Origin of the sequence: Limnobacter sp. SAORIC-580, assembly GCF_013004065.1 — a bacterium.
Classification (GTDB): Bacteria; Pseudomonadota; Gammaproteobacteria; order Burkholderiales; family Burkholderiaceae_B; genus Limnobacter; species Limnobacter profundi.
This window is the reverse complement of the sequence record NZ_CP053084.1, coordinates 647,826-663,194: the sequence shown is the minus strand read 5'-3', so window position 1 is coordinate 663,194 and position 15,369 is coordinate 647,826. Positions and strand designations below refer to the sequence as shown.

Sequence of the window (15,369 nt, the reverse complement as noted above, 5' to 3'; positions counted from 1 at the left end):
GCCTGATTGGCTTGGTACAAACGCAATCCACTGGCCTCGGGGCAACAACAACGCCGCTCGCTGTTTGGCGAAATTCTCGACTGGATGCTGGCGCCACTGCTCATTTTGTGGCCCATGAGTATTGGTGTGACCTACCTGGTCGCCAAGTCAATTGCCAACGATCCCTTCGACCATATTCTTGACGACAAAATCACTGCGCTGGCCCAAGAGGTCGCGGCACAGGCGCCGAGTAACCAGTTTGCCATTCCCAAAGAAGCACTGGAAATTTTACTGGCCGATGGCACCGACCAACTGCGCATTCAAGTGCTTGGCAAAGGTGGTGAATTTTTATTGGGCGACGAACGCACCCTGCCCATTCCGCAACGCGAGGCTCGCCAAATTGGCGTGGTGAACTTTCGGGACATTGTGGTCAATGGCGAAGACTTTCGCGCAGGCCACCTGTGGATTGAACTACCCACCGTGGGCGAAAACCGGTTCATGCTGATTCAAATTGCTGAAACACTCGGCAAGCGCGATGGATTGGCCAATGAAATCATCAAGGGCGTGATTTTGCCCCAGTTCGTTATTCTGCCTCTAGCTGTATTGCTGGTTTGGTTTGGCCTGTCGCGTGGCATTGCGCCCCTGAACAGTTTGCTGGACATTATTCGCACCCGCAAACCCGACGACCTCAGTGCCCTGCAAACCAAAGACACGCCCGAGGAATTGTTGCCCGTCATTACCGCACTGAACGAGCAGTTGGAAAGGCTTGAACAAACCATCGACACCCAAAAACGCTTTGTGGCCGACGCTGCCCACCAACTTAAAACGCCTTTGGCTGGCTTGCGCATGCAAGTTGAATTGCTGAGCGATGAAACCGACGAGGCTGCCAAACTACGCAGCCTGCGCCGCCTGAAGGTGGGTACCGAACGATCCACCCGCCTGGTGAACCAGTTGCTGGCACTGGCACGCACCGAGGCGCCTTCAGTGCTGCAGTTTGAAAAGCTGGATTTAACCCACATTGCACGCACGGTGACCAGGGACTTTGTACCCGAGGCCATGAACAAGCGCATCGACCTGGGCGTAGAAGTGCCCGATCACCCGGTGTATGTGAACGGTCAAACCCTGATGCTGACCGAAATGATGAAAAACCTGGTGGAAAATGCCCTACGCTACACGCCCGAAGAAGGTTGCGTGACCGTGCGGGTGGACGACAGCCCCCAACGCGAAGCCATTGTGCTGGAAGTGGAGGACGACGGCCCTGGCATTCCGGAAAGCGAACGCAACCTGGTGTTCGACCGTTTTTACCGCGTGCTGGGCACCAGCGAAGACGGCTCAGGCCTGGGGCTGGCCATTGTGCAGGAAACTGCACACCAACACGACGCCAACGTCACCATTCATGACAATCCGAAATCCAGCCACCCCGACAGGCCCGGCACCTTGATGCGTGTCAGTTTCCAGCCTCGCCACCGGCAAATGGAAGATTGAATGCTTAAAATACAAAGTCAACTTTTCTAGAAGCACCCCATGAAAGCAAAAGGCAGTGAATGGCACGCCCCTGAAGATGACAACCACAAGCTGGCCAACCTGTGTGGCCCTGTGGATGCCAACCTTCGGCAAATTGAAGCCGCATTGAATGTAAAAATTGCGCGACGCAACGGCACCTTGAATGTGGTGGGCGACAAGGAAAATGCAAAGCAGGCTTTTATCCTGATCAATCATTTTTTTGAGAAAAGCGACAAGCCGGTTACTGCCGACGAAATTCAACTGGCCTTGGTTGAACTGAAAAACACCAGCACCGTGGCCAGCCCGAAAAAAGAAATTCCGGTGATCGCTGGCGCCGAAGAACCTGTGGTGTTGCGCACCAAAAAAGGCGATTTGCAACCCCGCACTGAACGCCAGAAAGACTATTTGAAAGCAGTGCTGGAGCACGACCTGACCTTTGGTATTGGCCCGGCAGGTACCGGCAAAACCTACCTGGCCGTGGCTTGCGCAGTGGATGCACTGGAACGCGACAGCGTGAAACGCATTATTTTGACTCGCCCCGCTGTGGAAGCTGGCGAACGCCTTGGCTTTTTGCCAGGTGACCTAAACCAGAAAGTAGACCCCTACCTGCGCCCCCTGTACGATGCGCTTTACGATTTGGCTGGGTACGACCGTGTGCAAAAATGGTTTGAACGCAATGTGATTGAAATCGCGCCACTGGCTTACATGCGCGGGCGCACGCTAAGCCATGCCTTTGTCATTCTGGACGAAGCCCAAAACACCACGCCCGAGCAGATGAAAATGTTTTTGACCCGAATTGGCTTTGGCAGCAAAGCGGTAATCACTGGCGACGTTACCCAGATTGACTTGCCACGCGGCCAGCAAAGTGGTTTGGTGCAAACCCAACATGTGCTGCGCGGTGTGAAAGGCATTGCCATGACCTACTTCACCAGCGCCGACGTGGTGCGCCACCCGCTTGTTGCCCGCATTGTTGAAGCCTACGAGCGTTTTCACAACCCAGAACGAACCGGCACCGCTGGCGAAACCAATGACGAGTAAAACAAACACACTGGTCAGCGTGGCCATTCAATGGGCCATGCAGGCAGACCACCCTCCCTTCTCGGAAGTGGACAACAGCCGCATTCGCCGTTGGGCCAAAGCCTGTTTCATGGACCGAGCCGACATTACCATTCGTTTGGTGGGCGAAGAAGAAGGCCGAGAACTGAACCGGGATTTTCGGGGCAAAGACTACGCCACCAATGTTTTGACTTTTCCCATGGACATGCCCGACCTGGGTGCCAATTCTGGCCTGCCCGTGTTCATGGCCGACATCGTGATTTGCCCCGCCGTGGTCGAGCGCGAAGCCGCCGAGCAGGGCAAAGACCCGATTGACCACCTGGCCCACCTGATCATCCACGGCTGCCTGCACGCCCAAGGCTATGTGCATGAAAGCGAGAATCAAGCCGAATTGATGGAAAACCGTGAAATTGAAATTCTAAAACGTTTCAGGATTTCAAACCCTTACGTGATTTCAGCCAAAAAATAGTGGCTTTTTGCGGCCGCAGGGCTTGACCACTTTTAAAAACTTGGCCATAATCGCGGTCTTCGGTTGAGGGCCAACGCCCAAAAGCGAAATGTGGGTCGTTAGCTCAGCTGGTAGAGCAGAGGACTTTTAATCCTTTGGTCGTGAGTTCGAATCTCGCACGACCCACCACAAAATACAAAAAGCCTGAGTGTAAAAGCTCAGGCTTTTTTCATTTCTGCCCTCGACCGGGATGTGTCGGCCTTTTTACATTACTGGCATTCTTCGTGTCACAAACACATCTAAATCTTTCTCACCCTTAGTAACAGCAAATCACCACCAAATATTTCAACGGGGTTTGTCTGATGAATGTGAAAGCACTTCTCGCCCTTGGCGCAACCGCAGCACTCCTGTCCGCTTGCCTGTCTAGCGGTGATTCAACAACAAGCGCCAATGCCCCCGGCCAGCCCATCAACCCCAGCGAAACGCCCCTGCAATTGTCAGAATTCTCGGTGGCCAATGGCTGCTTCGGTTTGCAATCGGCATTCAGCAGGCAGTTTGTACAGCCCGCCGCCGCCCGCTATGCCGCAGGCCCTGCCACGCAGGCTGAAAACTTCACCATGCGCCCCACTGAGTTGGGCAAGTACCTCATTTACGGCAGCGACCGGCAAATGATCACGGCGCAAGGCAACACGCTGGTGGCCAGCGCTGAACCCACGGATGCTGCCGTGTGGCAAGCCAGTTTTGACAAAGACAAAAGCCAGTTCACCTTCACTGACACGGCGGGTCGGTTCTTGGCGCTGGATGAAACTGCCGGGCTAACTACAAGCACTGAACAAACCGAACGCACACAGTTCAAACTGGCCCCCGCCAGCGACTGTGCAGCCTACCCCGAAATGCCCACCGCCATGGAAGGCACACCCTACAAAGGCCGTGGCGAAAATCAACCCATCATTGGTTTTGCTGATACGCACACGCACATGGGCATGTCCAGCGAAATGTCGCTGGATGGCAGTGTAGGCCCATCCGCAGGTGGCGTGCTGTATGGCGAGGTGGTTCACCGTTTTGGTATTCCGCATGCCTTGGGCAGTTGTGAAGGTTTCCACGGCCCCAACGGCATACGCGATGCCAACAACATTCTGGAAACCACACCGGGCGCCCAGCACGACACGCAAGGCTGGCCCACATTTGTAGACTGGCCACGCCGCAACTTCCTGACCCACCAGGTGATGTACCACGCCTGGGTTGAACGGGCATGGCGCGCAGGTTTGCGCGTGATGGTCAACCACGGCACCAACATTGCTGCCCTATGCCGGGTTGGACAGACTTACTCGGGCAATCCGCAGGCTGACTGCAACGACATGGGCGTGGCTACAAAACAGGTGGAATACCTGTATGACGTGCAAGACTATGTGGACGCGCAATTTGGCGGCCCCGGCAAAGGTTGGTACAGAATTGTGAAAACCCCCGCCGAAGCCCGCCAAGTAGCCAATGAGGGCAAACTGGCCGTGGTACTGGGTGTTGAAGTGGCGCAAGTGTTCAATTGCGGCGTCACCTTCCTGCCCGGTGGTGGCGAAATTCGCAAATGTGACCAAGCGCAAATTGACGCCGAAATCGACAAACTGTGGGCACTGGGTGCGCGCCATGTGTACCCCTTCCACGACATCGACAGTTCTTTGGGTGGTGCCGGTATTTTCAGTGGCGACGTGATCAACTTCCTGAACTTTCTGGACACTGGTGCTTTTTGGAAAACCACGGAGTGCCGCGACTTCCCAGAGAACGAACCCTCGGTGCGTGAACCTGGTACGAACATGACCACAGCCGTACCCGGCAGTAGCAGCAATGCGCTCACCAAAATGCTGTTGGAAGCGGTGGGCGGCATTACACCGCTGTACCCGGATGGCAAACGTTGTAATGCCCGCACGGTGACCGACCTAGGCCAGTACGCACTGACCGCACTGATGAACCGAGGCTTTGTGATTGACATTGACCATGCGGCCTACCACAGCAAAGACATCATGCTGGACCTGGCCGAGACCATGAACCCGCCCTACCCCATGGCTTCCTCACACGATGCGCACGGTGGCCTGACCAGCGACCAGGCGGTGCGTATGCTCAAAAGTGGCGGTGTTATTTACCCCTACAAAGGCAATGGCATCAAGCACGTGGAATTTCTGGAGAAGCTGAAATTCTGGCGCAACAAAGCGGGTATGAATAACACCCTACTGGGCCTGGGTTATGGCGCAGACGGCAATGGCTTTGGTGGACACCCTGGCCCCCGTGGTGGCGACAGCGTGCCGGTTCAATACCCCTTCACCCTTTTCCGGGGTGAAGGCTGGGGCCCGCGTTACCAGTCCTTGCCTGCCATGAAAGTGAACATGCTGACCATTCCGGAAAGCGGCAAGTTCTGGCACATCGATGAAGTGGGCATGGCGCACTATGGCATGGTGGCCGACTTCGTGGAAGAAGTACGCCTTGAGGGCGGTGGCGAGGCCATTGATGCGTTGTACAACAGTGCTGAGGCTTATGTGCGCATGTGGGAAAACGTGTACTACCGCAACAATCCAAAATGATTGCGCATTTGCTAGGCTCGGTGCTGCTGGCAGCACCGGCCACCGCCATGGCACATGCATTTGGTGAACCCGTGCAACTGCCCATGCCTTATGGGCTTTACATCGCGGGATCGGTGTTGGCGCTGGTGCTGTCGTTCGTGTTGCTGGCTTTCAGTGGTCGGCCCGGCAACAAACTGCTCAAGGGGCTGAATGCACAGCGCACATTGCCCTGGCCTGCCTGGCCTGCGCAGTGGGTTCATCGGGCGCGCGCAGCGGGCTCACTGTTCTGGTTAAGTGCCCTGGTGTTCTGCATCGTCACGGGTTTGGTGGGCAGCAATGACAGCCACCGCAACTTCAACATGACCTTTTTCTGGATTCTGTTTGTGCTGGGCGGTGCCTATGCCGCCATGTTGATTGGCGACTGGTACCAGCACCAACATCCCTGGCGCTTTTTGCTGCCTGGGAACTGGAATGGAATTCGAAAATACCCGCGCTGGCTGGGCCACTGGCCCGCTTTGCTGCAACTGGTTTGCTTGGTTGCCATTGAACTGTTCTTTCACAGCACACCACGCAAGCTTGCCTTGCTGTTGATTGCGTTTGGTGTGTTCAACCTGGCGGGCATGTGGCTGTGGGGCACCCGGCGCTGGCTACAACGTGGTGAATTGTTCGCAGTGTTGTTTCGACTATTTGCAGCCTGCTCACCACTGCGCAAAATACGCAGCACCGATGGAAAATACCGCTGGCGAATTGCCCTGCCCTTTTCCGACCTTCGTCGCCTTCGCCTGTGGCACCCAGCGCAATGCCTGTTCGTGTTGTTTTTGCTGTCGTCCACCGCTTACGACGGGCTGCGTGAAACCGCGGTGTACTTCAATATTTTCTGGCAAGACCCCTTTGGTATTTTGACCATCGCGTTTGGTGACCACCCGTTGAAAATTTATCCGCAAGTGCGCCCCTGGTTTATTGCCTGGGAAATGGCCTTGCTGATCGTATCGCCATTTTTCTACTTGCTTCTGTTCGTGCTGTTCATTGCCCTGGGGCGCATGCTGACTGGTAGCAAACAACCCATCCCTTTGCTCCTGTGCCGCTATTTACCAAGCCTGGTGCCCATTGCCGTGGTGTACCACTTGACGCACTACTACACCTTGCTGTTTAGCCAGGGTTTGAAAATACGGGGCTTGGTGTCCGATCCCTTCGGATGGGGCTGGAATATTTTTGGCAATGCCATTACAGGTCGTCTGCCGTGGCTGCCCGACATGGCCAACATCTGGACCAGTCAGGTTGTACTCATTCTGGCGGGGCATGTGGCTGCCGTGTGGCTGGCCCATCAGCAGGCCTTGCAACTTGAACGCAGCAACAGGAGCGCCACATTGAGCCAACTGCCCATGCTGGTGTTGATGGTGGTTTTCACCAGCGTAGGGCTTTGGATACTTGCGCAGCCGCTACAGGGTTAATCCATTCCGGTTCGGCCAAAACCCATCAGCAACACAGAAGTCAGGTTATGCAAACTACCCTGTGGCGCGCGCGTTTTGGGCGTTAATCCATCCGTAAAACCCATGGCCCTGAAGCGGTCCAGCAGGCGCTGGTCTTTTGAAACAATGAATACAGGCACGTCCCATGGTGTCGGTTCTCGCGACACGCTGCCCGTAGGCTGATGGTCACCAATCATCACATACACGGTTTCTCGTGGCTCTGGCTGGCTGAAATAACCCGCCAACCAGGTATTGGTGTAATTGATTGTGCGCAAGTAATCGGGCTTCATGTATTCCCAGTTCACTGGCTCGGCTTGTGCGCGGGCTGCGGCTGCCGAATCGAATGGCTGGGGGCTCAACAGCTTTTTCCAGTCAGGCTGATACGGCGGCACTTGATGAAACGGAAAGTGGCTTGAAATGGTCGGGAAAAAAGTAAACCGGGGCTTGGCCGATTCATTGCGCGGGTACAACTGCTCTACGCGCGCAGCAGCATATTGGTCTGGAATTTTCCAGAAACCAAATGCCGGGCCTTCGTAGTTCAAGGCAGGGCCATCAATGTATTGGTCAAAGCTGTAAAAGGCGCGCTCAACCCACTCCCAACCGACAGAATGATAAAGGCCAAAGGTTTCGTAACCCTCTCGCTCAAACACATCGAGCAAGGTCGGCCGCTGGGTGGTTAACAGCACATCGTGTTTGCGCGAGTCTTTCAAATCAATGCCCGACAACACCGACAAGTGCGCAAGGTCGCTTGCACCGCCAATGGTCGGCGACACATAAAATGCAGACACCACATTGCGGCCGCTGGCCAAAATGGACTTTTCAAGTTGTGCACGGGTTTGTGCAACGGCATCTGAAGAATCTTTCTGGTCATAAAGTACAGCGCCATATGTTTCCAGAAAAATCATGTGCACATCGCGGTTGTTCAGCGCCGCCAAGGCGGGTGTGTGCGGGTTGGCCAAGGCCTCGTCGATCACCGTGGTGGCTGGCAACAACTGCGCCGCACGCGAGGGCACCAGTATGTCGCGCAGTTTCATCGCCTCTTTCCAGTAAACCGGTACTACAGCCTTGGACACAAAGGTGGGCTTGTCCGGATCTTCGGAATAATTAACAAGTACCACCATGCCAGCCAACAGCAAGGCACTCCACAACCACAGCGTTTTTGAAACAGGTTGCACTGCGTTGCTCACGGTGTGCATGGCAACTAGCAGCAGCCGGTAATAAGCCCACACAGCGGCACAAACCAAAAGCACAACCACGGCTGTCAGCCACACGGGCAAGCCCTGCACGGTAACCCACACAAAGCGCGGAAGCTGTGGCACATCCCAATACAAATTGACCGGGCGCCCCAATAAATTGGGCACCACCACATCGGCATAGTGACCAAATGCCATCAGCAAATACAGCGCAGAAACAACACCCAGTGCCCGCACGGACGGCTTGCCAAACACCGCAACCCATGCGGAAAGCAACATGATCAGGCACACAAACTCGGGCGATACGCCCAGGTCGGGCAGCACATACACCGTGGGCCAAATGGCCGAGAAGCAAAGGGTGGAATTTAAAAAGATCAAGGCCAACAACAATTGACCGCTGAAGCGCCACTTCGACACCTCGTTGGTACCACCGAGGCCCAAGCCAAGACTGCCTCGCAGTGCTGTATCTGTAGAACTCATGACTGCTTTACACCAATTTCATTGTGCACCACAGCCCTGGTGGGCGCAGCACTGAGTAAGGAAACGACAAACGCCGCGACAAAGGGCAAGCTTTGAGAAATCAGAACAAGGCACCAAGCCAGGTTTTCTTTGGAATCAAAGCCCAACCGAAAATAAATCAATCCCACTGCACACAACAACACAAAAGCCAAAACGGATTCATCACGCGCTGCATTCACCGCATGCAATACAGCCATCCGACTGGCCATTTTTGGCGTGCGAATGAAAGGAATTTTTCGCCCCACGAACAAACCCGACAAGGTCGCTCGCCCGATTGCATAACTCAGCGACAAGCCTGCCAAAGTAGCTGCCATGGCGGTGCGAAAACTGGCCTTGACCTGCACCAGATACAGCGTAAACAGCTTGGTGATTTTAAATGCAAAAAACATGATGGGGACCACGCTAATCAATAGCGGCGGTGCATTGAAGGCCAAAGGATCGAACAACATCAATCCCGACCACACCACAGCGAGCAAGGTAAAAACCAGATTGATGCCATCGGCGATCCAGGGCAACCAGCCCGACACAAAGTGGTAGCGTTGGCCTGCGGTTAACTTGCTTTGTTTGAAACCGAGCAACTGGCCTGCGTGTTCGCGCAAAATTTGCATGGCGCCATAAGCCCAGCGGTGTCGCTGTTTTTTGTAATCGGTAAAAGTGTCGGGAATTAAACCGTGCCCATAGCTTTGGTCGATGTACACCGCTTCATGGCCCTGCTCAAAAATTCGCAGCCCCAGTTCCGTGTCCTCGGTAATGGTGCTGATCCCCCAACACCCCACCTGCTCAAGCACCGATCGGCGAACCATGGTCATGGTGCCGTGCTGAATAATTGCGTTGCGCTCATTGCGGGTCACCATGCCCAAATGAAAAAAGCCCTTGTACTCGGCGTAGCACACGGATTTGAATGCACTGTCCACACCATCGCGATAGTCTTGCGGGGCTTGCACAATCGCAATCTCGGGTTTTTCAAACTCGGGGGCAAGGTCTTTCAGCCAATGCGGCAACACTTTGTAATCTGCATCAATCACAGCCACCACTTCGGCTTGCGGGCAGGTTCGCTCCAGTGCATAGTTCAAGGCACCTGCTTTGTATCCACTCAAGGGGCTTACATGAAAGAACCGGAAGCGCTTACCTGACTGTTGGTCCAACTGCTGGCAATGCGCCTGCACCGGGCGCCAGGTGGTTTCATCTTTCGTGTTGTTGTCCACCACAATCACTTCGAAATTGGGGTAATCCAGCCGGGCCAGTGCATTCAAGGTGTCGATCAGCATTTCCGGTGGCTCTTCATAGGCCGGCACATGAATAGACACAAACGGCTGATGGCCTTTTGCAAGCGCCGTCTCAGCCTCACCGCGCTTGGGCAAGGTCAACAGCCTGCGCCGGCTGCTGTACCACATGGCTTCGGCCCATTCATGGGCTTCCGACATCACGATCACAAATACCCCCACCACGCCCAGCAACAAAAACACGGAAATGGCCACACTGGCCCAAGTGTGGTACTGCAGGGTGAAATCGTAGATCACGTAAATAATCAGGGATGAAATGACAAAGGCATTGAAAATCAAAAAAGTGCGTCCGCTGTCGCGCAGGGTTTTACTGTCGATCAGCAACAGGAAGGTCATCATCAACGCCACCACGATGGATGCGGCTGCTAGTAACTTCCATTGCGGTATGGCAATAATTGGACGATCGGGTTCAAACTTTGCCTCGCGGAATGAATCAAATACACCCCAGTGCCCGCCTACACTGCCTTCAATATCTGACTTCCAGGGTTGATCAAAAGCCTCCATCACGTAGAACACGATGTCTTCTTGTTCAGCACGCTGAATGAAGCGACGCAAAAACTTGGCCTGGTTGGCCTGGGATGCGTCGGCCTGCTTGATCGAGCGCCCATTGCTGGGCCAACCCACTTCAGTCACCACAATTGGTTTGTCAGGAAACGCCAACTGCAATCGCTTGTAGGTATTGATCGAAAAATTAACCGCGTCGTCCAGCGCAATGCCTTCCCAGAAAGGCAGCAAATGCACAGCAAGGTAATCCACATGCTCAGCCAGCTCCGGGTTTTTCAGCCACACATGCCAGGGCTCTGCAGTGCTCACAGGAATATCCGTTTCAGCGCGCACCTGGTCCAGGTAAGCAGTCATCTGCTTCAGGTTCAGGTCTTCTCGCAGCAAGGCTTCGTTGCCCACAATCAGGCGGACTACGTTGTAGGGTGGGCTGTGGGCCACACTCAGCAAACGCTCAAGTTCTTTTTCATTGGCTTGCAGGTCGGGGCTTAACCACGCACCCAAGGCCACATTGATGTTGTGTGCTTTGGCCAGCGCGGGAATTTCTCCGAAAATACCCGCCACGGTGTAAGTGCGAATGGCCAGCGTTTTACCGGCCAACAGAGACAAATCCCGGTTGATGTCTTCAAGCTTGGGTTCGATGTTGTCGATGGGGCTTTGCCCGGCCTGGTAGGGCGAAAACGCGAAGCCTGGAATAACCTGATTCCAGGGCGGCTCCTGAGCAGGTTGGTTGATATAACCGTAACCCCCGACAACCAGCAACACAAAAGCAAACAGTGCAAAAACGGAGGGCATGGGCGTACTGCTTTAAAATCGATTCAGTGAATTCTATCTTGACCACGCAGATGCGCAAGAAGTTCTTGCAGCACTGCGCCTGGTTGCTCAGCTTGAAGAAAATGACCGCAGCCCCTCAAGGTGCAACTTCGTACCCCTTTCGGAAAATATCGGGCATCGACCATGGGCTCAAGCAGGGCCGCCTGCATGCAACCATCATTTTCACCTGCCAGTACCAGCGTAGGTACCTTCAATGGTTTTCTGGACAAGGCATAAATAGAACGGGTTGGCGCATGGTGCAAGGTAAACAGCGAGCGGTAATAACGGGTAGCAGCCCAGGCTACCCCCGAATTTGAGAATGCATCGAACACGGGTTGAATCTCGGACTCTGCATATTTCCAGCCCGGGGACCAACTGTTCCAGAAAGCCCGAATTCGACCAAACTGGTTGTCCACCAACCTGGCTGGCGCAGAGGCGGATTGCATTTCGAGCATGTAAGCAGAAAGTACCAGCTGCTTGGGCAATAATCGCCAAGCCCTTTCCACTTTTTGAAATGGCGGAATGGCCAGCAGGCTGAGTGTTGTCCAGGCCTGTGGATCTGTGGCCGCGGCGGCCATACCAGCCACGGCACCCCAATCATGCCCCACCAGGTGAACCTCACGCCCTTGAAATAAATGTCGCCAGGCCAACAAGTCAAGCCCGGCATTGAACGGATCATAAGCAGCGCTTGGGCTGACTGAACCGGGGGTGTACCCGCGAAGCCACGGCCGCACCACAAGATAGCCCGCCTGTGCCAGCCCATCGGCCACACCGTTCCAACTGTGTGGCGTGTCGGGAAAACCATGCACAAGCATGGCGACTGGCCCATTTTCCGGACCTTGCACCATGGCACTAAGCCGCAAATTGTCGTGTTGCAGGTAAATCGTTTTATACGTCATTTGGAACGGCTAAAGTTACCTCTGAAAAATGCTTCCAGACGAAAGGTCAAGGCCACATAGGGATCTCGATTGCCCTCAGTCGGGAAATGAATTTCAGGAATAATGTCCATGAACAAAATGTTCTTGTGAATATCGCGCCGGTAGTAAGCCTGCAAAATGTAATCCTTAATGGTTTTCTCTCCGCGGTCCTCGCCCACAATAATCAGGGCGTATCTCAACGCCGTACGCGAGTTCAGCACCCGGTTAATTTCCGCAGTTTGTGAAAACACTGTGGAGTCCCGCATTTCTTCGTATTCTGCATAGGTTTGAAAGCGCAGGGTTTTTTCTTCATCAAGCGGTTTATTCAAATCGAAATTCGTGCGCACTTGCAAGCCGCGTTGGTTGAATTGGGTCACCCGGCTCGATGAATTGATTTGCCATTTGCTCTCGCTGAAGTTCCACTGCCTCAGCGCCGAGTAGCGAAGGTACGGATCCAGTGGTGCACCAAACTTCACACCCAAACCCAAGCCTTGCACCCACGCCTGTTTGGGATCTTTGGACGAACGCTGCTCCAGGCCCACAGCAGAATTGTTGGTATCAAATCGCTCACCCCCACGCACTTCCCGAATGCCTTGTTCAGAAAGGCGACCCAAGGGTTCTTCAATGTCGCTTTCAATAATCAGGCGCAATCGCTTTTTGGTGGTGGGCATGTCCACCCGAAAACGAACGCTGGGATCAAGCTTTGAATCGCCGGGCTGAAGCCGCGTGTCCAGCGCAACGCGAAGAAAAGATTGGTTTTCAACAAACAGACTGTCTTCGGTACCAAAAAACTGATCAATGTTTCGGGCAGTGTTGTCGACCATTCGGGTCAAATCGTAATGCACAGGCTCAAAACGTTCTTGAAGCCAAACTGGCAAATCACTCTCGGTATTTGCAGCTTGAGCGACACGGCCCAAAGTCAACACGCACAAAAAAACTGCAACAACGGTGGGGGCTATTTTCAAAGCCTTCTCCTGATCAAGCTGTACTGCAGGTCAATACACGATATCAATGTACGCCTTTAAACAATGGGGCGTAAGTCCCTGAATCTAGTGATCAATGCTGCTAAACACATCGAGTTCAAGCGTTTGAATTTCCCTCCCCGCCTTTTCTATGCAACAAACTGACCACCAAGGTGATCACCGTGATCGGCACGACAAAACTCAACATGGTGTTTGAATACAAATCGAGTGCATCATGCCCCTGTGCATCCAGAATCAGATACACCACATACGCGGTGTAATAGGCCAAAAACACACCCCCCTCCCAACGTGCAATTTCTCGCCCGGTGAGAAAAATTGGCAGACAGGCAAAAGCCACTGCCAACATCACCCACATGTCAAACGCGAGCAAAGAAGACGCGACCTGTAAACCCGCCGGAGCTGCGACCAGACTTGAAATACCCAGGCAGGCAAAGATATTGAAAGTGCAACTGCCCACCACATTACCCACCGCAATATCGCGCTCGCCCTTGAGCGCTGCCGCAATTGATGTGGCTACTTCGGGCATCGAGGTACCAGCAGACACGATCGTCAGCGCAATAACCACATCGCTCACACCCATGGCCTTGGCGAACACCACGGCTGAGCCGACCAACCACTCCGAACCCAACACCAGCAAACCCAAACCCAATACAATCAAGGCCAACTGCACTGGCAATTTGGAATCCCAACTGCCTTGCTCAGCCGGGTGCAATTCTTCATCAAATTCGGTTTGCGTGGCTTTAACTTGCGAGCGGGATTGAATAACCAGAAAAGCGGTGTAAGCCACCATGAGCACCACAAGAATGCCACCATCGCTCCACGACAACTGCCCGTCCAGGCTCAACAAAAGCAACAACACCGATGCACCAATCATGATTGGTACTTCCTGGCGAATCAGCTGAAGATTCACCACCAAAGGTGTGATCATGGCGCTTAAACCCAAAATAAACAGCACATTGAAAATATTGCTGCCCACCACGTTGCCAATCGCAATGTCGGTGGTACCCGCCAGCGCCGCGCCAACCGACACGGCCACCTCGGGCGCGCTGGTGCCGAAAGCAACCACGGTCAAACCCACCACCAAGGGTGAAATACCAAATGAAAAGGCCAGGTTGGATGCACCACGCACCAGTACATTGGCCCCCAACACCAGCAACACCAGCCCTGCCACAAACAGCAACACATCAATCAACATTGAACTTCCCCTGTGCAACAACCCCATTGTGAGGGATAAGAACTCGCTCGATTTCTCACCCCAGATGCATTTCTCGTACGATACAAATGTTACCGCCTGAATTCTAAAAACGCATGAAACCTGTAATTTTCTGCCTCGAAGACTTTGAAATGCATCGTTTTGTTCTCGAAACGCATTTGACTCGGCTGCTGGCGGATCGGGTCGAGGTGAGATACTTCAGAAGCCTGGCCCAACTGAAAGCCTCGCAGGGCGGCTGCCAGCTTCTTATTTCAGATCTGAATGTGATTGACTCCAAAGCGGAGAACACCGCCCGCTTTCTGCTTGAGTATTGTAAACACACACCGGTCATTGTTCAGTCCACCGAAGAGGAACTGCCTTGGCAACTAGAACAACAAGCCGCTGGCCGAATTCAGGCTGCGGAAAAAGGTGGCCAGGGTCAACGGTTTACTCAGGCCATTGAACACTTCATGGCGCAGTTTGATCAAAAAGTAGTTTAAGCGCTGCGCAATTTTTATAGCTTGTCGCGAAAAATAAAGTAAGCGGCCCCCACCAGGCACAAACCAGCCCACAAGTAATCCAGCTTCAGCGGCTCTTTCATGTAGAAAACCGCAAACGGCACAAACACCGTCAGCGTGATGATTTCCTGCATCACCTTCAACTGCCCAACCGACAACACGGTGTACCCAATTCTGTTGGCGGGCACCTGGAACAGGTACTCAAACAGTGCAATACCCCAACTGATCAGGGCTGCAATAATCCACGGCTTCTGGCTCATGTCTTTCAAATGGGCATACCATGCAAAGGTCATGAAAATATTGCTGATCAACAGCATGACAATGGTGACCGGAACAGCGGGCATGGCAACTCCAGATGATTGGACAAATTAGGTGTGGTGAATCTGCGGTAGTGTAACCAAATTGCCGTAGCGAACGAATACGCTAGTCAGACTCAAATCCAAATA

Annotated in this window: 12 protein-coding genes and 1 tRNA gene; 7 read left to right on the top strand and 6 right to left on the bottom strand. The window is 53.8% G+C overall.

Going from position 1 to position 15,369, the window contains the following annotated elements; genetic code table 11:
* Positions 1-6: 6 nt before the first annotated feature.
* The 6 genes from HKT17_RS03105 to HKT17_RS03080 all read left to right on the top strand — a co-directional run bounded on the left by HKT17_RS03105 (position 7) and on the right by HKT17_RS03080 (position 6,986).
* Positions 7-1,464, top strand: coding sequence for a sensor histidine kinase (locus tag HKT17_RS03105; RefSeq protein ID WP_171097760.1), 1,458 nt, complete (start codon positions 7-9; stop codon positions 1,462-1,464).
* A gap of 39 nt (positions 1,465-1,503) precedes the next feature.
* Positions 1,504-2,520 (top strand): PhoH family protein, encoded by a 1,017-nt coding sequence (locus HKT17_RS03100; RefSeq protein ID WP_171097758.1) that lies wholly within the window; start codon positions 1,504-1,506, stop codon positions 2,518-2,520.
* Complete coding sequence (gene ybeY / locus HKT17_RS03095; RefSeq protein WP_171097756.1) at positions 2,510-3,007, top strand: rRNA maturation RNase YbeY; 498 nt, start codon at positions 2,510-2,512, stop codon at positions 3,005-3,007. Before HKT17_RS03100 ends, ybeY begins: the two co-directional genes overlap by 11 nt.
* Before the next feature lie 92 nt (positions 3,008-3,099).
* Positions 3,100-3,175 (top strand) — tRNA-Lys (locus HKT17_RS03090).
* Between the two features lie 173 nt (positions 3,176-3,348).
* Positions 3,349-5,556, top strand: a complete 2,208-nt coding sequence (locus HKT17_RS03085; protein ID WP_171097754.1) for a peptidase M19 — start codon at positions 3,349-3,351, stop codon at positions 5,554-5,556.
* Positions 5,553-6,986 carry a hypothetical protein gene (locus tag HKT17_RS03080; RefSeq protein ID WP_171097752.1) on the top strand — a complete coding sequence of 478 codons (1,434 nt, stop codon included), beginning with the start codon at positions 5,553-5,555 and terminating at the stop codon, positions 6,984-6,986. Before HKT17_RS03085 ends, HKT17_RS03080 begins: the two co-directional genes overlap by 4 nt.
* On the opposite strand, the gene HKT17_RS03075 is transcribed toward HKT17_RS03080, so the two are convergent.
* The 5 genes from HKT17_RS03075 to HKT17_RS03055 form a co-directional block, all read right to left on the bottom strand.
* The gene (locus HKT17_RS03075; protein ID WP_171097750.1) at positions 6,983-8,677 is read right to left on the bottom strand and encodes a sulfatase-like hydrolase/transferase; all 1,695 of its coding nucleotides are present in this window, start codon (positions 8,675-8,677) and stop codon (positions 6,983-6,985) included. The genes HKT17_RS03080 and HKT17_RS03075 overlap by 4 nt on opposite strands.
* Entirely contained in the window at positions 8,674-11,295 is a 2,622-nt protein-coding gene (locus HKT17_RS03070; RefSeq protein WP_171097748.1) for a glycosyltransferase family 2 protein, read from the bottom strand. The genes HKT17_RS03075 and HKT17_RS03070 overlap by 4 nt, the downstream gene beginning before the upstream one ends.
* Positions 11,296-11,318: 23 nt before the next feature.
* Entirely contained in the window at positions 11,319-12,212 is an 894-nt protein-coding gene (locus HKT17_RS03065) for an alpha/beta fold hydrolase (RefSeq protein WP_171097745.1), read from the bottom strand.
* Positions 12,209-13,195: a hypothetical protein gene (locus HKT17_RS03060; RefSeq protein ID WP_171097743.1), complete on the bottom strand. Its 987-nt coding sequence runs from the start codon at positions 13,193-13,195 to the stop codon at positions 12,209-12,211. The genes HKT17_RS03065 and HKT17_RS03060 overlap by 4 nt, the downstream gene beginning before the upstream one ends.
* A 115-nt stretch (positions 13,196-13,310) precedes the next feature.
* Positions 13,311-14,408: a calcium/sodium antiporter gene (locus HKT17_RS03055; RefSeq protein ID WP_171097741.1), complete on the bottom strand. Its 1,098-nt coding sequence runs from the start codon at positions 14,406-14,408 to the stop codon at positions 13,311-13,313.
* Positions 14,409-14,521: 113 nt separating this feature from the next.
* Between HKT17_RS03055 and HKT17_RS03050 the strand changes: the two genes are divergently transcribed.
* A complete protein-coding gene (locus HKT17_RS03050; protein WP_205882484.1) occupies positions 14,522-14,905 on the top strand; it encodes a hypothetical protein in 384 nt (127 codons plus the stop codon).
* Between the two features lie 14 nt (positions 14,906-14,919).
* Here the strand turns inward: HKT17_RS03050 and HKT17_RS03045 are convergent, their stop codons facing one another.
* Positions 14,920-15,267, bottom strand: coding sequence for a DMT family protein (locus HKT17_RS03045; protein ID WP_171097736.1), 348 nt, complete (start codon positions 15,265-15,267; stop codon positions 14,920-14,922).
* Positions 15,268-15,369: the final 102 nt, after the last annotated feature.

Coding starts and splice junctions, on each gene's coding strand:
- HKT17_RS03100 (WP_171097758.1), top strand. CDS start 1,504: ATGAAAGCAAAAGGCAGTGAATGGCACGCCCCTGAAGATGACAACCAC.
- HKT17_RS03050 (WP_205882484.1), top strand. CDS start 14,522: ATGAAACCTGTAATTTTCTGCCTCGAAGACTTTGAAATGCATCGTTTT.
- HKT17_RS03045 (WP_171097736.1), bottom strand. CDS start 15,267: ATGCCCGCTGTTCCGGTCACCATTGTCATGCTGTTGATCAGCAATATT.
- HKT17_RS03080 (WP_171097752.1), top strand. CDS start 5,553: ATGATTGCGCATTTGCTAGGCTCGGTGCTGCTGGCAGCACCGGCCACC.
- HKT17_RS03075 (WP_171097750.1), bottom strand. CDS start 8,677: ATGAGTTCTACAGATACAGCACTGCGAGGCAGTCTTGGCTTGGGCCTC.
- HKT17_RS03055 (WP_171097741.1), bottom strand. CDS start 14,408: ATGTTGATTGATGTGTTGCTGTTTGTGGCAGGGCTGGTGTTGCTGGTG.
- ybeY (WP_171097756.1), top strand. CDS start 2,510: ATGACGAGTAAAACAAACACACTGGTCAGCGTGGCCATTCAATGGGCC.
- HKT17_RS03070 (WP_171097748.1), bottom strand. CDS start 11,295: ATGCCCTCCGTTTTTGCACTGTTTGCTTTTGTGTTGCTGGTTGTCGGG.
- HKT17_RS03085 (WP_171097754.1), top strand. CDS start 3,349: ATGAATGTGAAAGCACTTCTCGCCCTTGGCGCAACCGCAGCACTCCTG.
- HKT17_RS03065 (WP_171097745.1), bottom strand. CDS start 12,212: ATGACGTATAAAACGATTTACCTGCAACACGACAATTTGCGGCTTAGT.